The sequence below is a fragment of the Paenibacillus anaericanus genome (assembly GCF_003994475.1).
Taxonomy (GTDB): Bacteria; Bacillota; Bacilli; order Paenibacillales; family Paenibacillaceae; genus Fontibacillus; species Fontibacillus anaericanus.
Window position 1 is genome coordinate 145,167 of record NZ_RZNY01000006.1, and the last position, 20,403, is coordinate 165,569.

At 41.2% G+C, this 20,403-nt stretch carries 22 protein-coding genes; 8 read left to right on the forward strand and 14 right to left on the reverse strand.

Annotated elements, in window-relative coordinates:
- Window positions 1–62 precede the first annotated feature (62 nt).
- Window positions 63–1,322 (reverse strand): hypothetical protein, encoded by a 1,260-nt coding sequence (locus tag EJP82_RS09640; protein ID WP_246054026.1) that lies wholly within the window; start codon window positions 1,320–1,322, stop codon window positions 63–65.
- Between the two features lie 291 nt (window positions 1,323–1,613).
- Between EJP82_RS09640 and EJP82_RS09645 the strand changes: the two genes are divergently transcribed.
- The 3 genes from EJP82_RS09645 (at window position 1,614) to EJP82_RS09655 (ending at window position 2,610) form a co-directional block, all read left to right on the forward strand.
- Window positions 1,614–1,841, forward strand: coding sequence for a hypothetical protein (locus tag EJP82_RS09645; RefSeq protein WP_127191842.1), 228 nt, complete (start codon window positions 1,614–1,616; stop codon window positions 1,839–1,841).
- Window positions 1,842–2,008: 167 nt separating this feature from the next.
- Window positions 2,009–2,305 carry a phosphatidylinositol kinase gene (locus EJP82_RS09650; protein WP_127191843.1) on the forward strand — a complete coding sequence of 99 codons (297 nt, stop codon included), beginning with the start codon at window positions 2,009–2,011 and terminating at the stop codon, window positions 2,303–2,305.
- Between the two features lie 125 nt (window positions 2,306–2,430).
- Window positions 2,431–2,610, forward strand: a complete 180-nt coding sequence (locus EJP82_RS09655; protein WP_127191844.1) for an aspartyl-phosphate phosphatase Spo0E family protein — start codon at window positions 2,431–2,433, stop codon at window positions 2,608–2,610.
- Window positions 2,611–2,804: 194 nt separating this feature from the next.
- On the opposite strand, the gene EJP82_RS09660 is transcribed toward EJP82_RS09655, so the two are convergent.
- The 3 genes from EJP82_RS09660 to EJP82_RS09670 form a co-directional block, all read right to left on the reverse strand.
- Window positions 2,805–3,518: a glycoside hydrolase family 73 protein gene (locus tag EJP82_RS09660; RefSeq protein ID WP_127191845.1), complete on the reverse strand. Its 714-nt coding sequence runs from the start codon at window positions 3,516–3,518 to the stop codon at window positions 2,805–2,807.
- A 69-nt stretch (window positions 3,519–3,587) separates the two neighbouring features.
- Complete coding sequence (gene gpmA / locus EJP82_RS09665; protein ID WP_127191942.1) at window positions 3,588–4,337, reverse strand: 2,3-diphosphoglycerate-dependent phosphoglycerate mutase; 750 nt, start codon at window positions 4,335–4,337, stop codon at window positions 3,588–3,590.
- A gap of 67 nt (window positions 4,338–4,404) precedes the next feature.
- Window positions 4,405–5,001 (reverse strand): HD domain-containing protein, encoded by a 597-nt coding sequence (locus tag EJP82_RS09670; RefSeq protein WP_246054027.1) that lies wholly within the window; start codon window positions 4,999–5,001, stop codon window positions 4,405–4,407.
- Between the two features lie 136 nt (window positions 5,002–5,137).
- On the opposite strand from EJP82_RS09670, the gene EJP82_RS09675 reads away from it, so the two are divergent.
- Window positions 5,138–5,812 (forward strand): hypothetical protein, encoded by a 675-nt coding sequence (locus EJP82_RS09675; RefSeq protein WP_127191847.1) that lies wholly within the window; start codon window positions 5,138–5,140, stop codon window positions 5,810–5,812.
- Window positions 5,813–5,927: 115 nt separating this feature from the next.
- Here EJP82_RS09675 and EJP82_RS09680 read toward each other — a convergent pair whose 3' ends face one another.
- Window positions 5,928–6,362: a GNAT family N-acetyltransferase gene (locus tag EJP82_RS09680; RefSeq protein ID WP_127191848.1), complete on the reverse strand. Its 435-nt coding sequence runs from the start codon at window positions 6,360–6,362 to the stop codon at window positions 5,928–5,930.
- Window positions 6,363–6,532: 170 nt separating this feature from the next.
- Between EJP82_RS09680 and EJP82_RS09685 the strand changes: the two genes are divergently transcribed.
- Window positions 6,533–6,892, forward strand: a complete 360-nt coding sequence (locus EJP82_RS09685) for a hypothetical protein (RefSeq protein WP_127191849.1) — start codon at window positions 6,533–6,535, stop codon at window positions 6,890–6,892.
- A 119-nt stretch (window positions 6,893–7,011) separates the two neighbouring features.
- Here EJP82_RS09685 and EJP82_RS09690 read toward each other — a convergent pair whose 3' ends face one another.
- The 6 genes from EJP82_RS09690 to EJP82_RS09715 all read right to left on the reverse strand — a co-directional run bounded on the left by EJP82_RS09690 (window position 7,012) and on the right by EJP82_RS09715 (window position 13,977).
- Window positions 7,012–7,230 (reverse strand): hypothetical protein, encoded by a 219-nt coding sequence (locus EJP82_RS09690; protein WP_127191850.1) that lies wholly within the window; start codon window positions 7,228–7,230, stop codon window positions 7,012–7,014.
- Window positions 7,231–7,441: 211 nt separating this feature from the next.
- A complete protein-coding gene (rpiA, locus tag EJP82_RS09695) occupies window positions 7,442–8,113 on the reverse strand; it encodes a ribose-5-phosphate isomerase RpiA (RefSeq protein ID WP_127191851.1) in 672 nt (223 codons plus the stop codon).
- Between the two features lie 120 nt (window positions 8,114–8,233).
- On the reverse strand, window positions 8,234–8,920 hold the full coding sequence (locus tag EJP82_RS09700) for a DsbA family protein (protein ID WP_170220166.1): 687 nt from the start codon (window positions 8,918–8,920) through the stop codon (window positions 8,234–8,236).
- A gap of 125 nt (window positions 8,921–9,045) precedes the next feature.
- Complete coding sequence (bcbE, locus tag EJP82_RS09705; protein ID WP_127191853.1) at window positions 9,046–10,296, reverse strand: bacillibactin exporter BcbE; 1,251 nt, start codon at window positions 10,294–10,296, stop codon at window positions 9,046–9,048.
- Between the two features lie 91 nt (window positions 10,297–10,387).
- The gene (gene helD / locus EJP82_RS09710; RefSeq protein ID WP_127191854.1) at window positions 10,388–12,733 is read right to left on the reverse strand and encodes an RNA polymerase recycling motor HelD; all 2,346 of its coding nucleotides are present in this window, start codon (window positions 12,731–12,733) and stop codon (window positions 10,388–10,390) included.
- 212 nt (window positions 12,734–12,945) lie between these two features.
- The gene (locus EJP82_RS09715) at window positions 12,946–13,977 is read right to left on the reverse strand and encodes an FUSC family protein (RefSeq protein WP_127191855.1); all 1,032 of its coding nucleotides are present in this window, start codon (window positions 13,975–13,977) and stop codon (window positions 12,946–12,948) included.
- A gap of 259 nt (window positions 13,978–14,236) precedes the next feature.
- On the opposite strand from EJP82_RS09715, the gene EJP82_RS09720 reads away from it, so the two are divergent.
- Window positions 14,237–14,758, forward strand: a complete 522-nt coding sequence (locus EJP82_RS09720; protein ID WP_127191856.1) for a hypothetical protein — start codon at window positions 14,237–14,239, stop codon at window positions 14,756–14,758.
- A gap of 65 nt (window positions 14,759–14,823) precedes the next feature.
- On the opposite strand, the gene EJP82_RS09725 is transcribed toward EJP82_RS09720, so the two are convergent.
- Window positions 14,824–15,900 carry an AI-2E family transporter gene (locus tag EJP82_RS09725; RefSeq protein WP_127191857.1) on the reverse strand — a complete coding sequence of 359 codons (1,077 nt, stop codon included), beginning with the start codon at window positions 15,898–15,900 and terminating at the stop codon, window positions 14,824–14,826.
- Between the two features lie 563 nt (window positions 15,901–16,463).
- On the opposite strand from EJP82_RS09725, the gene EJP82_RS09730 reads away from it, so the two are divergent.
- A complete protein-coding gene (locus EJP82_RS09730; RefSeq protein ID WP_127191858.1) occupies window positions 16,464–17,543 on the forward strand; it encodes a bifunctional 3-deoxy-7-phosphoheptulonate synthase/chorismate mutase in 1,080 nt (359 codons plus the stop codon).
- A 90-nt stretch (window positions 17,544–17,633) separates the two neighbouring features.
- Here the strand turns inward: EJP82_RS09730 and EJP82_RS09735 are convergent, their stop codons facing one another.
- Complete coding sequence (locus tag EJP82_RS09735) at window positions 17,634–18,722, reverse strand: lactonase family protein (RefSeq protein WP_127191859.1); 1,089 nt, start codon at window positions 18,720–18,722, stop codon at window positions 17,634–17,636.
- Between the two features lie 186 nt (window positions 18,723–18,908).
- Here EJP82_RS09735 and EJP82_RS09740 point away from each other — a divergent pair, with 186 nt between their 5' ends.
- Window positions 18,909–19,265, forward strand: a complete 357-nt coding sequence (locus tag EJP82_RS09740; RefSeq protein WP_127191860.1) for a LytTR family transcriptional regulator DNA-binding domain-containing protein — start codon at window positions 18,909–18,911, stop codon at window positions 19,263–19,265.
- A gap of 107 nt (window positions 19,266–19,372) precedes the next feature.
- On the opposite strand, the gene EJP82_RS09745 is transcribed toward EJP82_RS09740, so the two are convergent.
- Complete coding sequence (locus EJP82_RS09745; RefSeq protein WP_127191861.1) at window positions 19,373–20,365, reverse strand: aldose 1-epimerase; 993 nt, start codon at window positions 20,363–20,365, stop codon at window positions 19,373–19,375.
- Window positions 20,366–20,403 lie beyond the last annotated feature (38 nt).

Sequence of the window (20,403 nt, forward strand, 5' to 3'; positions counted from 1 at the left end):
ATTACATTTTTACAGGGGAGGAGCAACTACGCTTCTTCCCCTCTTTTGGTTGTATACCATATTTAAACCTTCGAAATCATTATTTTAGCAGAGACAAATCCATCGTTGCCAAGGTAACCATACGCTCCGTAGTCCGTGAAGGTGGCTGTAAATCCACCAATCTGTTTGAGACTACCGTTTTTGAGAACACCTTTAACCGCAATAATGACTGTATTGGTTTTATTCCAAGTACTATCAGGGTATGCCATATTAAAATCAGTTACATTAACTACATCGGCCTTCACTTCGAGCATGGCCGGCACTGTCTTACCCATGAGAGTCATATGGCCATCATCGGATATCGCCGCAATATCAGCCCAATTCTCGACTTTCGGATCCGTGTTTTTATTCAGTTTACGCCATACCCACGCGGTTCCAGGTCCTTCGAGTTTTGCTCGTCCAGAATTTGGATTGAAATAACCCCCGTCGTACCAATCTAGCGGACTGATCATCCCCCAATAAAATGAGTTATAACCTCGTTCATCCATGTTCCACATGCCGTGTTGCGCATTCCACATCGTACCATTGTAAGCATATCCATAGTCTGTATATTTCTTAGTTGCATCCTTGCTACCACCGGAAAACTTCCCGAAAGAAACCCTTTTAAACGGTGATGTACCACTTCCATCAATCTCAAATCCAGATCCACCTATCGTCATACCACCATAAGCATCGCACATGAAATGGTTATTCCAACCAAGCATGATACCGAACTCACGCCATGAACCGTCTGGTTGGAGCGCTCCTATATCCTCACCCGTTTTCTCTCTAGCAGGATCATTTGGACCGTAAGCTTTCTTACCGTTGGCCTTCCACAGGTTCATTCCCTGATTGACAGTATCACCAATAGACTCTTCCCCCGGATACGTACCACCTGCCTGGTATTGCCATCCAAAACTAAAATTATCAACATTAATTCGCTTAAATTTTTTGGTTGTGTAATCATACCGAGCATTCACTAAGATCCACATCTCTGAAAACGCCACTCCACCCCGAACACCTGTAATGACAGCAAAGTTATAGGGTGAATAAGCCTGGTCAGACCACTCTGGAAATATAGATAACCCTTGGTTTATACGCATGCCTGTTTCCGTTTCTGAAGCGATCACCATGCCTTCTGTCATATTTGAAGATGAAAAGGCGACGACGACGTGGTCGTTTACATTGGGCGACAAATGTGAAGCAAAGGGAAGTTCCATCGAAACGGAATGATCATTTGGAAACGTGATCTTTACTTTATGCAGAGCTGTATTAATAGAACTGACATAACCCTTTTTAAGCATCAATACACCTCCATCGGTTCGCCACGGATTGATTACCCGCATTTTATAGAAATGATTACTCATTTAATAGAGTATGGATAGTGAAACCATAACGTGCATTTATCTGTTCCGTAAACTTCATAAACAGACATTACCCCGCCCTTAGTAAATCAAACATTAGTGATTTTCGTTACACGTTGGAATTCCTTCACTTTTTGTAATCAAATTTATATTTTAAACTCTCTTAGGTACATAGCCGTTACCCCTAGTCCGTTTCTCCATAAATTAATAAGTAAAAGGAGGAATGTCTTAGTGGAAGCCTATTATAATTGCTTACGTTGTATGAATAGAAGGGTACGTATTTTGACGATACATGGTGAGCAACATGAAGGAGTTATCACAAAAGTAGACCGAAATAATGTTTATTTAAGAACGGGTCCAAGAGGCGACGTGCAAACTTCAGCTTTCTTCCCATTTGGTGGCGCCAATGATATTTTGACGTTAAGTCTGTTCACCTTACTTGCAATAGCTTTGATTTAATTCTCAATATCATCACCATCTGACAAAAGCACTTGTGAAGATCTCTTCACAAGTGCTTTAACACGTCCACTCTTAGATTTTTTTACTTGAAATGGGCTATTGCCGTGAGCACTATGGGTTAAAAACCATAAACTGCAATTAAGTTACATTCACCTAGGAGGTTATCCATGGACGCAAATTATTATCAACAAGTCAGTTGGAGTTGCATGAACAAATATGTAGGCATTCAAACAACCGATGGCAAGTCACATGATGGATTTATTGCTCACGTAGATCAGGATTATGTGACCCTTGCCATTCCAACCGATGAAATGGTAGATCGTTTGACAGGAATGCCCGCTGAGGAATCTACTTATAGACAGTTTGGTTTCCATCCAGGGTTTTTCCCTAGACGCAGATTCTTCCATCGCCGCATTCCATTTTTCGGAATTAGAGATTTATTCTTACTTCCCTTCTTCTTTTAGATAAAAGGGAATTTACCGCTTTTCTTATTGACAAAAGCACTTGTGGAAAAGTATTCCCAAGTGCTTTTGTCATAAATTCACTCTTTGCGGGAAGGATATAGATAACCCACAAGGAGGTAACAGGAATGGAAGATCTTAAGCAACTACTCCTACAAATAGAGCAGTTACGCCAACAATTAAATAATTTGAACACTAACAATAACTTAACAGATCCCGAGATCGTAGTTGCTAGTCAAATGTTAGACGCTGTACTGAATGAGTACTACGGTCTAATGAAGAAGAAATCTAAAGACAAATCTAACTAGGAATATCCAAAATTAGTATACTCACTGAAACAATAAAAAATACCCTATCTATTACAGAAAGGGTATTTGCAAATAATATATTCAAAAAGGGGGGTACCTCTATAATAGGTTCATAATATTAAAATAAGATTACCGCTATATTAAAATATAATAAAAAAGTGTTAACAGTATATTATTAACCGATCCCAGAACTATCATCCAACTTTAGGTTTATTAAATAGTCCCAAACGATATAACACTGTAATCAAACGGTAAAAATGAACACTTCCCTTCGCGGGCGTGTTAATAAGCGGATTCTTGATATCGAATTTAACAGCGGCCGCAATTGCCTCAGTAGCCCACTCTGGAGTACTCATATTATCTCTATTCTCTAACTGGGTGATACGATCTGCTTGTTTTGTCACCATATCCTGCAAAGCTTGAAACTGCTTCTTCTCCTCCGCCGTCATAGGCTCATCCCCCTCCTTCACATCATACGAATAAAGGTTATACTTATCCATCATGGCGATCAGCTTATTCGCATAATATGGGTCCGTAGCATACCCAGCGGCTGCAACTGCCTTTGCTGCTTCTTTGCCACCTTTACGAAGGACATTAGTATATCTCTTATTCTTTAACAACCGAGTATGATCTGCCACTGACTCATCCCAAGAGTTATACTTGCGGAAAGCGGCATTAACCTTATAGGGTTTCCCCCCACGATATTCGGTCGTAGACATGATCACACTACCAGCAGAACCACTGCCTTTAATTCCGAACAGATTGTTAGCTTGCACGGTAAGGCCGCTAGCACCCCAGTTTGATTCCAGAGCGCCCTGAGCAATAGTTAAAGCGGCCGAAACACCACTATCATGCCAATCCCTCACTGCAGCCGGTGCTATTTTGGCGATAAAAGCGTCACTATTCATCTCATCACCTCCATTATATTAAATGAAGATACGAGAATTAGGGTTTGTACATCTCGCCCTATTTTTATACTATTCTAATATATTATCTGGATGGGCTACTTGCTCTAATTTATGTTGAATATGTTGATCACTACCAAGATAATACTTTTCGAGTGGTCGTAGTTGTTCATCTAACGTATATACTAATGGAATTCCAGTTGGAATATTAAGATCGGTAATCTCTTCATTACTTAAATTATCCAGATACTTAATCAACGCACGCAAACTGTTACCATGCGCTGCAATAATGACATGTTTGCCCTGCTTTATCTGGGGTGCAATCTCCTTCTCCCAATAATCCTCCACCCTAACAACCGTATCCTTAAGGCTCTCGGCAAGTGGAATCAACTGATCGGGCACATCTCGGTATTTATCTTCATGACGAGGAAACCGATCGTCGTCCTTGGTAAGTGCCGGAGGTTGGATATCATAACTTCGCCGCCAGAGCATGACTTGTTCTTCTCCGTACTTTTGGGCAGTCTTCAGCTTGCTAAGTCCCTGTAAAGCACCATAATGGCGTTCATTGAGCTGCCAGGTTTTATGAGTTGGTATCCATAACAAATTCATAGGTTCGAGAATGAAATGTAATGTTTTGATAGCACGTTTTAAGTAAGATGTATACGCAACATCAAATACTAAATTTTCATCTTTGAGTAATTTCCCTGCTGCCGTGGCTTCTGCGACCCCTTTATCGGACAAGTCTACATCCGTCCAGCCTGTAAACAGATTCAATTTGTTCCATTCACTTTCTCCGTGTCTTACCAGCACCAGTTTATACATTTCCTCTTCATTCCCTTCCCTTATCTCATTTGCTCGTATAATAAAAACCCACCCTTCAGCCATCCATTTACTCTGCTAAATATCCTTTCGCAACAGCATCTCCAACAAGCCAGACAGCATAATCATAGAGCGCCGGAACAGAGATAGCCATTTTAGTAATACGCGCAAGTACTTGAGAACTCCTAACACCATGTCTTTGCCATGCGGCACCAGAAGTATAGTAATTATGTAACAAAGGTTGTAGACGATCGATCGAAGCAGCATAACGAGATTCCATCGTATCCCCGGCTTCAAATTCAAGCCAAAGTGAAATCAATTCATCCCTTTGGTCATCGGGGAGTAAGCCGAATATTCGATTTGCCGCTAACTGCTCACGCTGAAACTTATCGACGTGCCCGGATTCGTCATATGCGAATGTATCACCTGCGTCAATTTCAACAATGTCATGAATGAGCAACATTTTTAATACTACCTTTAAGTCTAGTCCAGGCTCCACTGCATGCTCCAACATAATCATCCCCATCATGGCTATATGCCATGTATGCTCCGCATCATTCTCTTGCCTAGAAGCATCCATTAACAGGGATTGCCGCAACACATGCTTAAGTTTGTCAATTTCTCTTATAAATTCAATTTGTCGATGCAAGCGGTTTGATTCGTTCACTAGTAATCTCTCCCTTTGTATAAATATCATTCGAATATATCACAGATCCCATTCCGCTACGAAAGAAATCATGAATATATCCCCCTAATTTAGGCTGTGCTATAATGATAAATAATAATGAAAAGTGGAGGATAAAATGAGTAAGTTCATGGTTCTAGTTTTTTTATCCTGGCTAACAGGTAGCCCCTTGCTTGCACTGGTTATTGTACTCGTAATTGTGTATTTTATTGATCGGCGTTTTATTGGCTTACTACCCAGCATTTCCAAGCCATTCCGTCGTTCCCGAAACATATCACGACTACGCCAACAAATAACCCTAAATCAGTTTGACGTCTCCTCCAAACGCGAACTCGCCAGACTTCTGCTCGAACGGCGTAAATTTGCAGAAGCGTATGATCTTTTACAAGCGGTGCAAGCGTCCTCCGAATCGTCGGCGGAATATTGGAATGATCTTGGAACGGCATCCCTCGGTTTGGGACGCATCGAAGAAGGCGAGACACATATTCTTCATGCACTCCAGTTGAATGAGAGGGTTAAATATGGTGAGCCTTATTTACATCTTGCTTCGGCTTACCGTACTGTCGATCCCCAGAAGGCGTTGCAGTATGCAGCCAAATTCGGCGAAATTCAATCCTCATCTAGTGAAGCCTTTTATTTGCTTGGTGTGCTGTATCAATCACTTGACCAAAAGGTCGAAGCAAAACGCGCACTGGATGAATCCATTGCCATCTACCGAACTCTCCCGAAATATAAGAAACGCCACGAACGGAAATGGGCCTTACGTAGCTTCTTTAAACGTTCGTCCTTATAAAAATAGACCGTCAATTCCCTTAACGGAGATTGACGGTCTATTTTATTCTTCGCCGCATCGTTTAAATGATACTGCACGAGAGTTAATTAGCTATCCCTCTCACTCTGGTCTGTAATTAATCTTCATTCTCTTCATCAACCTCATAGAGACAACGGAACTGTTCTAAGCCGCTGTCAGTAAGGGTTGAACTCATAACCTGAAATCCCACATTACGGAAGAACTCGGCTCCCTCTTCATCGGTAACCGTAAAGACTGCCGAAGGTTTCTTTTCTAATATAATCTCTAAGATCAGGCCACGACCATAACCTTTCAACCGATCTTCTGGCCGAACAGCAAGATGAATAATTTCCAGCTCACGTGCACTATTCATGCAGCCACCAATGAGGCCCACATACTCATCCTCGTCAACAAACGCATACAATTCATAATCTTCGTTCGAACCATATAGTTTTAATGCTTGCTCCAAAGCTTCCGGATCAGAGAAAACAGCAGATTCCAAGAGCTCCCTAACAGGCAATTCACCAATCTTCGAAGTAACTAGAGTTAGCAATGTATCCCTCCTTCCTATATCAGGTATTTCTTAAACTCAATACGTTCGCATGACACTTTATCATAAATGAGCTTTAAACTCCACCTATTATGTAATTAACTCTTGCATTTTATTTAAATCCGACTATAATAATCGGTATACAGTGATAATAGCGTAAAGGTGATGATACCATGAATCAAACACTCCATAGTAATACTGAGCAAATTAATGATTATTTAGATTTATTAAATTACGCCAAACAAATAGGCGATACATCATGGCAAGCGGAAATTGTAGCGACTCTGAGCAAGCTAAATACGCCGAAGACATTTCAGGAAACGTCCGACGCAAATGAACTGCTCTGGAGACGATTTGATCAAATCAATACTTCATTGGTAGAGTTGTTTAATTCCATACGCGAAACACAAGATAATGTTTATAAACAGCAATTAGTAGAACAAATGTGGGGATTGAAGTTGGAGAGGATCTCTATATCTCGTCAAATCAAAAGTGATTATTTTCAGACAGAGGATTTATGGTTTGAGGAATAGAAAAAGGCATGCAGTTGACTGCTCTGCCCGATGAAATCGTTTCTAGCAATTTAACGGATTGCCATGAAACATAGTAGATTCTATGAATATATAAATTTATGACAAATTAACATGTGTTATTACACGGAAGTTTGTTTCATTTCGCGCATCATCTTCATCATCATAGTCATCATTTCATCGCAGTCTTGCATTTTGTCCATCATCATGTCCATGTCCATTTCCATGTCCATCATGCTCATTTCAGAACAGCATTCCATCATCATCTTCATACTGTTCATTTTACACATCATTTCGTCCATAGTCATGGTCATCATCATTTGCATACACATTTTATCCATCGTTTCTCCTCCCTTCTGTATTATTATTCCAACAATTTAAAATTACTATATTCTCGTCCAAAACTCAACATAAAGTTGGATGAACTATTGATTTTTTTGTGAACCCATAGTATAATACCTACTTTTCTCATAATTCCAGTGTGCTTTATGGTAATTACATATAAAAAAAACAGTATAATGAGATCCCCTCACTATACTGTTCAAGAGCTTATTATTTTTCATTAATCTCTGTACGTCCGTCTTCAAAACCGATAATAACCGTATCCGTAATTCCCACGAATAAACCATGCTCAACAACACCCGTTATCGCCTTGAGTTCCTCAGCGAGTGTCGCCGGGGATTCGATCACGCCAAAAGCAGCGTCTACAATGTAATTCCCGTTATCCGTTACATATAGATCGTCGCCATTTTTCCGCATTTCAAAAGGAACATCATATCGGTTTCTCAGTAGCTTTAACGTCCATTCATAGGTGAAGGGGACAATTTCAATCGGTAATTTGAATTGTCCTAGAGAAGCAACCACCTTACTACTATCCGCAATGACAATAAATTTGTCACTATGCATGGCTACCAGCTTCTCACGAAGCAAAGCTCCACCACCGCCTTTGATCAGTTCCATTTGTGGGTTAACTTCATCTGCCCCATCAATTGCCAAATCCAAATGATCGACTTCCGAGGCGCTTATAAGCGGTATATTATATTTCTTAGCTAGCTCTTCCGAAGCACTTGAAGTAGCAATAGCACGGACTTGAAGACCCCCACTCACCATTTCCCCAATCTTTTCGATCGCATAATAAGCTGTAGATCCTGTTCCGAGACCAATTGTCATCCCGTCTTTAACAAACTCAGCAGCACGGTATCCCGCCACTTGTTTTGCATTCATATTTTACCCCTCCTATATGTATTATCACTATTTTTGTATTCGAGGTGTTTCAACGTCTATCATATCAAATTACAAGTATAAAAAGAACAGCATGTCCAGTTACGGACATGCCCCCAATGATTATTGTTTCTCAATAACTGCCTTGATTCCTTCAAAACTGTCATCTTCCACCGGGTTCCCATTTACAAATATCGTTGGTGTCCCTCCAACCTGTGAATCATCCGCAATTTTGATATCAGCGTTGATATTGCCGATATATTTCTGGCTATCCAAATCTTGCTCAAACTGCTTCAAGTCAACACCCGGGATATTCTGCTTCACCAAATCCATTATAAATTCCTTAGTAGCCCATGTGTCATTCTTATTGCCCTGTTGCTCCATCATTAGTTTATAATATGTCCAGAAATAATCTACATTCTGTTGGTATAGCGACTCACCAGCAAGTGCCGCAACTGTGGAATCCGGGGCTAGGAAAGGAAGATCCACAAAATAAAATACTGCTTTACCTGTATCTAGATAGGCTTTCTTTAACTGAGAGAAAACGTCCTCCGTCCAGTGTTTGCAAGACGGACATTTGTAGTCAGCAAACTCTACGATTACCACAGGAGCCTTTGGATCTCCAATATAAGGTTGATTTGAAGTCTCAAATCCTTTCAACACCTGCTCTTGCACGCTGGCAGGGGTAAGAATTTCGCCTTCTCCTTTGTCATAGGTCAATTTAATGACTAACAGGACGGCAACCAGTAATACGACTACTCCCCCTAATAAGAAAAACGACCATTTACTACTTTTTTTACTACTCTTCACAATTCTCCTCCTCACCACTCATAAAAATACAATTTGCCTTGATTATAAGTGTTGAAGAGGTTATATACTAGAAGCAATAGCTGCGAAACTAGACCACATTTTGACAATATTGTGTTTTTAAATAATCAAGTTTGATGTATAGGTTTTGGTGTTTTAGCGACTACACCTCCATCTTTACCTTTTCCTGACTCAGGTTTAACCATTAGTAGCAACAATATTACCGCAATTAGAGAGACACCTGCAAACACAAAGAACAATGTCATATGACCTGCAGGGATCAGGAGAGAAATGACTGGTGGCCCTAACGAAACACCAATAAACCGCATGCTGCTATATATTGAAGTGATGGTACCTCGAAGTTCTTTGTCAATACCTTCGGTAATTAGAGCATCTGAACTTGGAAGAACAATACCGATGCCTGCTCCACACACCACAAGACAAGCAATAACGAAATAAATATTGTTAAAGAAACCAATCCCGAATAAAGCTGCGGTAGACATTACTAATCCAACCACTCCACACCATTTCATCAAATTCTTGTTCTTACCCATCTTTTTACCTGTGATATAAGAGGATAGGCACAGGGCGGCCAGCGGTATGGCCAATACCAACCCTTTTACAACCCCCTTCAAACCATGCTTCATTTCTAGCTGCTCTGATAAATAAAACAGCACACCAAAAAGTAAAAACATGCAGATACACCCTATAGCAAATATAGCGTATAACCAACGTCCTTTCTCCTTAAAGACACCTTTCACCGAATTCATGAATTCCTTGAGCGATTTTACTTTCCCCTTTTCCTTCGGTTCCTTCACTAAGAAAAGAACCAGCAATAAAGAAATTAAACAAAGTACCGGAATAGCAAGAAACGGGATGTACCAAATCCATGCACCTAAAAGTGCCCCCAGAATCGGGCTAAGTACCTTACCAAATGTATTCGATGTCTCAATGAGACCGAGGCCTTGACTAACTTCATCGTCATCATCGAACATATCCCCAACGAGCGGTATCACAATGGGAAAAGCTCCAGCCGCTCCAATTCCCTGCAGAAATCGCCCTGCCAAGATGATCCAGTATACCGTCATTCCGTCCCCAATCCACGAGGCCGCTCCCGAGACGCCCCCACCAATGCCTGCAATAATCAGACTCGGGATAATGATGACTCTGCGACCATATTTGTCCGAAAGATAACCTGCAATCGGTATCAGCAGAATAGCTACAACGGCATACACCGTAATAAGCATACTGACCTGAAAAGAAGAGATATGCAGTTCACGAGCAATTTGCGGTAGGATCGGAATCAACATCGAATTACCCAAAGTCATAATAAGCGGAATGGATGCAAGTGCAAACAAGCCGCCTTTCTTATTATCCATCGTCAGCCACCTTTCCCAACGTGTAAACATGAGATACCGTTAGTGTGGTTGAAATGTAATAAAATATTCTGCCTTTAATTATCTCCGCGAATTAACAACGGACGTAAGTCAAAGGATCTGCTTCCAGAATGAATCGACTAGGCTCACCAATTGAATAAATGTGCAACAGATGCATAGCTCTTGTACAAGCAGTATAGAATAGCTTTCTCTCAGCTTCCCGGGTATATTTCAGATTAGAACCGTCATAAATAAGCACTGCGTCAAATTCCACACCCTTTGCCAAATACGCAGGGATGATGTGGATTCCCTTTTCAAACGAAAGAGTTGTCTTTTTGATCAACTTGACAGGTAGTTCAGGGGACAGAATTTCAAAAGCCCCTAAGCTTTCAGCAGCCGTCTTACAGATGACTGCTATAGTCTCATATCCTTCGGCACGAAGTGATTCTATATCATCTTGAATACGAGCATTCAGGGCCTCATTATCCGATACAATCCGTATTTCCGGCTTCTCACCAGCTCGGTTAAACGGGATGATGGACTCACCACCATGAATCATCCCCTTAGTGAGTTCAACGATTTCACGGGTAGATCGATAACTTTGATGGAGGGTAATTAATTCACTCTCATCTTCACCATAAAGATCACTCAGCACTGTTGATTGCTGTAGCACCGAAGCATGCGCATAAATCGCCTGGTTAAGATCTCCTAGCGCTGTCATTCGAGCACGAGGAAACAATCTTTTTAGGAAGAAAAGCTGGAATGGAGAATAGTCCTGTGCCTCATCAATAATGACATGCCTTATATCCGTATTTGAGCGGAAACCTAGAATTAGCTCCTTCAGATAGAGGAATGGTGTGGCGTCTTCATAAAAAAGTTCACCTTCGCCAAGCTTCTGCAGGGTTTGCAGACTGATTTCTTGCCAATCTTCCGGTAACCCTACCGGGCTGATTTCTGACATCAAATCGGGATTACGGAACATTTGAGCATACAGATTAGTCACATCAACAAACCGTAAACCTTTCACCCATTTTCGAAGCGGCTTCAGGCGATCGCTAACAATCATTTTTGCGAGGATATCCCGCTCCTGTTCGTATTCTCCAAAGGAATCCGCTTTACCTTGTTGTTGCTTGCGCCGCAAACGTTGATAGGCCTTCTGAAAATCATCGATATCGAGTAATTGAATCTGCTCCTCGACCCAAGGAAGTTCCAACTCTCCCACCGCAAAGGTTGCCAGCTCCTTCAATAGCCAATCCTTAAGTAATTCACAGCGATTAGCTAGCCGAATAGCTGAATCAAACGAGTAAAATTTATCTTTGATCCGCTCTGCACTCACGAACTCTTTTCCTTGGAACCTAAGTGGCTTGAACTGCATTCCTTCCTTCTCCAGCAGTTCCTTATAACGATTAATTGCATCTAAATAAATGGATGACGACTTATAACGAATGCCGTTAATACGTGAAGCATAGTGCTCATCCTCTTCTCCAGATAGTACATATTCAATTTGGAGAAAAGGATCCTCAAGCTGAAATTCTCTGCCAAGCCGATGTTCAAGGTATTCTTGAAATGTCGTTTGTCGCATGTTCTCTTCCCCAAGTTCGGGGAGAACGGTAGACACATAGCTATTGAACATGGGATTAGGTGAAAATAGGATCATTTGATCGGCCCTTAAATGCTCTCTATGTTTATAGAGTAAATAAGCCACACGTTGCAATGCAGCAGAGGTCTTGCCACTGCCAGCCGCGCCCTGAACAATCAGCATTCGACTTCGATCGTCGCGAATAATTCGATTTTGCTCGCGTTGAATGGTTGCCACGATACTCCGCATTTGAGCATCTGAGCTACGACTAAGCACTTGCTGTAATAATTCATCACCTATCGTTACTCCGGTATCAAACATTACCTTAATTTTTCGACCCTGTATAACAAACTGACGCTTAAGCGTCAAATTTCCTTGAATAGTTCCCGAAGGTGTTGAGTAAGATGTTGGTCCTGGGACGCTATCGTAATACAGATTTGAAATCGGCGCACGCCAGTCATACACAAGAAACGTTTCATCTCCCTCTTCCATCAGCGAGGCAATCCCGAGATAAATACATTCTGCTTCTTGACCCTCTTCGGCAAAATCAATTCTCCCGAAATACGGTGATTGCCGTAGCCGTTTCAACTTTCCTAGTGCTGCCGAAGTATGCAAATGACTGCGCTCACGTTCTGAGAGCACCTGCGACTGTTGCCGTAAGCTGGTCGAGGTTTCCCCTACATCATCCTCTTCACCAAAGTTAACTGTTACCTCATCCCAGTAGTCCTTACGCATCTTAACTACATCGTCCCGAACGACGCCAACTTCTTGCTCCAAACTAGTAATTCTCGATTCAATTTGGTCGCCCACATACTCTACTCGTAGCTGTTCTTCTTGCCAAGCATTATCCGAACTACTCAATTGTAATCGCCCCTCTTGATTTCTAAAAATATATTGTTGACCAAATTATTTAAATATGATATAATTTTATAGGATGTGTATTTATGAATAAACCTTTAAGGTCCAGTCATTATCATAACAATTTTACGTAAGGATTACAATCTTAGCTTTATCCTTTATTTATAATGAAAGTCCCGCCGACTGGCGGGACTTTTTAGATTGAAGTAATAAACTTATTTCTCTCCATGTGCAACGGGAGAATGATCTGCCAGCCGGTTTAGCCTTTCCAACTGATGCCCATATTCATACATTTCAGCAGAAACAATCGACAGACGTAATACACCTTCTCGCTGTTCAGCAAAACGATCCAGCATTCTTCGCATAAATTCGTCATTCTCCTGCTCAAATTGCATACCTTCCAAAAAGTTCGGCTTCAGCTTATCGTTAAACTTCAACATAATATGCTCATGAAACTTGATCATTTTCTCCAAATGCATATCGAACTCATCATTAAGCTCAGGTGATCGAACGGCTTGAAAATAATGTTCCTCCACTGCATCTAGTACCTCATATCCCTTGCGCAGAACTTTAAGCATCTGTTTGTAAACCACAAGCTGACGGCCTTCGCTGAACCTAGCTTTAGCCGTTTTTAATTTTTTCGAATCCTCATCCATAAGCTTATATTTGTCACTTAGCGAATCAATCGTTTCTTCTAATGAACGCTTTTCACTTCGATAGACCGTTGCTTTAATCTCATCTGAAACAGCTGTGCGTAGCAGCAATGACAATTGTTCAAATGTTTGGCGGATTTGCTGATCATACTGCACCTTGGGTTTCGGTGGATATACGATAATGTTGATAATAAACGCAGATAAGATACCAATCAAGCTGAGCACAAAGCGATTAAGTGCAAATTCCCATTGACCACTAGCTTCCATTACCGCAACCACGGTTACAAGCGTAATCCCGATCGTATCTCCCATTTTGAATTTAAGACAAATCATGATGACAAGAATACATACTAGCCCGACAGCAATAGGTTCATTGGACAATAACATCCCACCTAACACCGCCAGTATCGCACCAAACGTAATCGTCTGAAGCTGATCCATCAAATAGCGCCATGACCGATAAATAGATGGCTGCATGGCAAATATGGCTGCAACCGCCGCTATAACGGGCGAAGGCAAATTAAACCAAAGCACTACATAAAGTGCAAGAGTTACCGCTAATCCTGTTTTGAGCATTCTCGCGCCAAATGTCACTTCTAATCCCTCTTTCTCTAACTCCATATACTGTTATAGGTTGTACTAAAGTTTATACTAACCGCATCCCATATAGACTTGATATAGGAATGACAAGAACACTTTATTTGGTTCAGTCGATCAGTTATCTTTATTAATTACCCAATTTGCGGATATATTGGATCATTTTTAGTCACCCTGTTTATTATAGGTGTCTACTTGTCAAAACTATATGACAGTAAGACCCAATAATTTTAAACGAAGGGGTGACAAATGTCTAATGAAAAAGCTTAAGCGTCTCATTATCAAAAGCACTCTCGTAGCATCCATCTTAGCTACAGGAGGCATCACAGCTACAAGCAACATCTACGCGGAACCCCAGCAGGATCCAAATCAGGCTGGAATACCACGCGCGGAACATCGCGAGCCTGGACAGCGGCACCATCACAAGGGTCATCTCAAAGGCGGTCCGATTATCACAGATACAGCAAGCTTAATTGGAACCGAGCCCAAATTACTGCTTGCACAATTAGAACAAGGGAAAACCTTGTTGCAAATCGTACATGCGAAGAAGGGCTGGAGCGAGAAAGAATATTTACAGCAGCTGACAGTTAAGGCGTTCCAGCATATTGATAAAGTAGTTGCAGAAGGAAAACTCACCAAAGAGCAAGCTGAAAAGATCAAAGCAGACCTTCCTACGAGATTAAAAACTGTAATCAATCGTACGTGGAAAAGTGCTCCTCCAGGACATCCTGTTTCTGAATATAAAAACAATACTATTCAATGGAATGTGTCCGAATAGAGAACCAATTTATTAAAAATGGCAGACCAAGAGGATAATCCTTGGCCTGCCATTTTAGTTTTCACTTAATCTTTCTTGGTTACCTGAGTTGGAGGGCTCGGTAACGGAATAGGTGGGTGTAACCCAACAGGTACTTCAAGAATGTCGAGTAAGAACATAAATACAGGGACACCTACGATCAATCCCCATACTCCGAAGAAATGCTCCGAGACTAACAAAATAAGAAAAGTGTAGAATATAGGCATATGCGTCTTATTGGACATGAATTTCGGATTCAAGAAATATGTTTCAATAGCATGTATAACAGCGATCATCACTAGTACATAAACGATTTTTAATAATCCGCCTATTTTGAATGCAATAGCACATAACGGAATTAATGAAATGATAACACCCATTACTGGAATGAGACCGAGTAAGAAGATCATGATTCCAAGAGCAATTAGATTCGGAAATCCGAAAATCCACAAAAAGATCGTGGATAATATAGCGTTAACCAATGCGATTAAAAACTGCACTTCAATAACTTTACCAAAAGAGAGCACAAATTTTTTACCGAAATACTCTAATTCATTAAACAGGAATGCTACCCGGCTTTGTTTGAATTTAGCGGTGAAATTGGTCACCTTTTCTTTCTCAAGCAAGAAGAACAAACTCAGTACAATTGAAACAAACAAGTTCAAGCTCCACTTGCCTATATCAGAAACAGTCTTAAGTAGGAAATCAAAGCCACTGCCAATATAAGCTGACAAATCAATTTCTTTCATTGAGTCAACTAGGAAGTTAAGTAGAATATTATCCGGAAGGTTCTCGGGAGGATGATCATAAAATGACAAAACTTGATTCACCAAATCATTAAGTTCGGCAATAAAGATCGGTAAATAATTATAAATTGCCAGCACAAGTAACGAGATAATCAGAACATAAATAAAAATTATCGTGATTCTTCGATTAATGCGTATAACTTTTTGTACATTTCGACTAATGGAGTTATGTAGACGATTAATCAAATAAGTCAGGATAAACGTAATCAGAATCATGTCGAGCATGCTGCGGGAAAAATATAATACCAATACCACAAACAATAATGCAAGAATTCTGCGGAACCCCGCAACTTGAGAAAGTTCTCTGAAAAAATTCATTATAAGCAACCTGCTCCTTTATGATAGACTGAACCAAAACCTATGTATTAATATTATGTCAGCACTTGCAACAAAGCAAGAAGCTATCCACCTCTTTCTAAATATATAATGCCTATTTTTTTATTGATGTACAGCGTGTCGGACATTACTCCTACCAATCTGACCTCCAACACTTTAATACAACACAGCTTCTAAGTTGCATAACTGAGATGTAAGTTCTTGCCAATTGGTAAAGTGCAGCATATAATTTCGTATAAATCAAATGACAATGACGGAGAGAGTAAGTGGATGCGTTCTTTACAGGGACGGTGGTGCCATAGATTGAGAGCACACCGCATGAATCGTACCAACTGAAGTTCACTCCCGAGTTGACTCCTGAAATGCCACTGTCTGTGGTTACGTAGGGAAGTCCGGTCACACACCGTTATCTGTGTCTAAGCTGAGAAACTTAAAGGTTGTCTAACGAGGGTGGTACCGCGGAATTATTCCGTCCCTTGATAGGCGGCCTTTTCTGTTTAATTTGATTGAAATGTACTTATTCCTACACTAAAGGAGAGAGAAAAATGAAGGATCATTTAGAAGAGTTACGTGTCAAACTAGGTGGAATTAACAAGGAATTACTGAAGCTGTTAAATGAACGCGCTGAAATCGTACGTAACATCGGCGAAATTAAAGAAAAGCAAGGTGTGCCGAAATTTGATCCGGTGCGCGAACGGGCCATGCTAGAGGAATTGACTAGTCAAAATAACGGGCCATTTAAAGATGCAGAGATCAAACATATCTTCAAAGAAATCTTTAAAGCCTCTCTCCATTTGCAGGAAGAAGACCACAAGAAGTTACTAATCGTTAGTCGCAAGAATCAACCCGATAATACCGTGATCAAAGTGCAAGACTGCCTAATCGGCGGGAGCGCTCAAGTGATGATCGCGGGTCCGTGCTCTGTGGAATCATATGAGCAATTGCGAAGCGTTGCCTCCGTATTGAAAGATGCAGGAGTGAAAATTATGCGGGGCGGCGCCTTCAAGCCAAGAACATCCCCCTATGATTTCCAAGGGCTTGGTGTCGAAGGACTCCGTATGCTTAAGGAAGTAGCCGATGAATTCGGATTGGCAACGATCAGTGAGATTGTCCATCCTGCACATATGGAGCTAGCCGAACAGTATATCGATATCATTCAAATCGGTGCTAGAAACATGCAAAACTTCGAATTGCTTAAGGCTGCAGGAGAAGCGAAAATTCCAGTGTTACTTAAACGAGGGATCGCCGCTACCTTGGAGGAATTCGTTCACGCAGCAGAATATATTGCTGTTAAAGGCAACACTAATGTCATGCTGATCGAACGCGGCATTCGTACTTACGAGAAATGGACGCGTAATACACTCGACATTTCTGCCGTACCACTGCTGAAGCAAGAGACTCATTTGCCGGTGCTTGTCGATGTCAGTCATTCAACGGGTCGCAAGGATATCCTACTACCTTGTGCAAAGGCAGCATTGGCGGCAGGAGCAGACGGTGTGATGGTCGAAGTCCATCCAGATCCACAAACAGCCCTCTCAGATGCAGCTCAGCAGCTTGACATCCCTCAATTCCAGCAACTATGGGAAGGTATAAGGAAATCCGGACTGTTCAAGGAACAGGAATAATCATTTATAGCCTATAACAATCCAAAACACCCCTATCCATTTCTGATCATGGAGAGGGGTGTTCTAAATTTATATTCCATACACTTCATTTTACAAATTAAATAGGACAGGCTGTACGCATACAGGTTTAGATACATGCGCTGTTTGACCTGTATAACTTAATCTTCCTTGCAGCGGGTCCACTTTAAAAAGGTTCAGCCCGTTTGAATCCCGATTAGCCACAATTAAATAACTACCGTCTGGTGTTAACGCGAAATGACGGGGATGTCCCCCCTCTGTAGACACATGCTCTACATACGTCAGTTGTCCGGTATCCGGATTAATAGTAAACAAGACGATACTATCATGACCACGATTTGAGCCATACAGAAATAATCCATCTTTAGAAATAGCAATTTCCGCTGTCGTATTCTCATCCAGGAAATCTGTTGGTAAAGTTGACACCGTCTCTATCTCTGTTAGCTGACCCGCCTCTGCATCATATGAGAAGGCCGTAATGCTTGAATTCACTTCGTTGATGGAATATAGCAGACGTCCGTTCGGGTGGAACGCCAAATGACGAGGACCACATCCTGGCGGAGTATGCGTTTCTCCGTGGTAAATCAATTGATCTTTATCCTGATCAAGCCTATAAATTTTGATGATATCTAGGCCTAGATCGGATACCAATACAAATCGGTTATCTGGACTACACAGTGTCGAATGAGGATGTGGTCGGTCTTGTCTTACCGAGTCTGCCCCATGACCTGTATGTAACTTCTCATCCGTCAACTGACCAACTGTTTCTTCATCATTTAGCTTAACGAGACCTACATTACCACCATGGTAACCGGACAATATTAGATATTTGTCTTCTCTGTCTCTTTGTATATGAGAAGTTGAGGGTTTTAGGGTCAATGACCGGTTACATTCAGTCAGACTTCCTAGAGTAGGATCAATCTCGAAGGAGATCACTTCCCCTATTCTCTCCCCTTCCATATTTTTCGTCTCTGCAATGGAATAGAGTTTCCGGTTCGGACCGTCCACATTAACGAAAGTTGGGTTCTTCATTCCAGATACTTGATCAAGAAGAGTCAACTCTCCACTGGACTGATTTAATTCATACACATATATTCCGGGATCCGCTTCTTCCGCATAAGAGCCCACAAACAATAATAGACGTTGATGTTGTTCAGACAAAGCATATTCCTCCTTTAAACGTTGGTGTTATGGTGTTTCATCCTTCTATTTTTCTCTATTTTCACTCAAAAGTCCAGCTTGTCTATTTACAAATAAATTTAAATTTTTAACAACCCCCTACCCAAGCAATCAAAAATATGGTATACTGCAAGCGCTTCCATTAATCATCTGAAGGGGGATTTTGGAATGATGAATACCGTAGTAGAGGAGCAAAACGTTTATGAGGATCTCGATCCACATGATACGTATTTCTTCAAGATTGGGGTTCGTGGACTTGTTTGCTTTCATGGCAGGAATTATAGTTTAAAAAAGAGATTATCCGCCGAACAAACATCCAAACTAATCTCTGACTCCTCGTTTTACCGAATTAGCACGAACTGTTATGTCAATTTATTTAAGGTTCATGCTGTTCAAGACAATGTTCTACTGTTTAGAGATGAGTACCACGGGATTAAGACAATTAACGTCTCCAGACGCAACATCGAGGGAGTCAAACGACTACTTCCAGGGACCAATCGAGCTTTAGCATCTAGGATTCATTAATCCCACACTCCAGCTTAAATTTTCGGGAAAGAAACAGCAGCCCGGGAAGTCAATCGACTTCCTAGGCTGCTGTTTCTGCATATCCGCTATATTATGAATGCAATTCCCTATTTTACATATATACGAGCTGTTTCTTCCCATATTTCGCCTGGAGCCAAACTGAACAACCCGATCTCATCAGCTGGAAGATCCACCTTTGGTGCGTTCACCAAATTGATTTGTGGTTCAGGACAGAAGAAGCCTTCCGTCGCCCCATTGTTCCAGATCATCCATTGCTTATAAGAAGTACCCACGTCATAGACAAGAGTTACTCCATGTTTTGTATCTCGTAATTCCATCAGATTTCTACCGTTCTGTGGTGCCACCGTATAATGATTATCCAATGGAGCAAAGAATGGATTCACACCTTCACCTTGGAGCGCCTTCTCCTCTTCACTCAAAGGCTGGAATTTACCTGTCGGTAACATGCGCTCATTTAACTCCCAACGCTCTCCAATGGTCGCCTTCACTAGATAGTCTCCTGCCACCCCATTTGGTGCGAAAGGTGCATTTATAGCAGTATGGAAGGCTAGTAAGCAAGGCATCTCATTCGTACCTTCATTACGCACAAACAAATGCTGCGATAGTCCGTTCTCACTGAGTGTGTATTTCAATCTTATCGTAAACTTGAATGGCAGATATTTAAAAGATTCATGTTTCTCATCTACTACAGCTTTGACGGTAACATAACTTTCAAATGGAGTTGTCCCGAAATCCTCTACTAGCCAAGGTGTTGTATGTAGAAAGCCGTGTAAATGATTCCCCGTAGCTTCCTCGTTCACTGGCAGTTGATACACTTCACCGCGCCATGGAAATTTTCCATCTTCATAGCGATTCGGTGGGAACAGCACCGGAATACCATAAATTCCAGGGTTGCTCTTAAAGTCTTCAATCTGGCCTTCTGCCGGTTCACGAAGAAAATTATAACCGCTTTCAAGATCACGAAATGCAATCAAATTCCCACCGATTTCGGGTAAAATAGCTGCTTCATATTTTCCAAATTGTAACCATACTGCTTGCTCCCCTTGAAAAGATCCTTGATAAGCCTTATTGTCTGTCATCTAACTAAACTCTCCCTTCAATAGTTGCTTAATAAGTA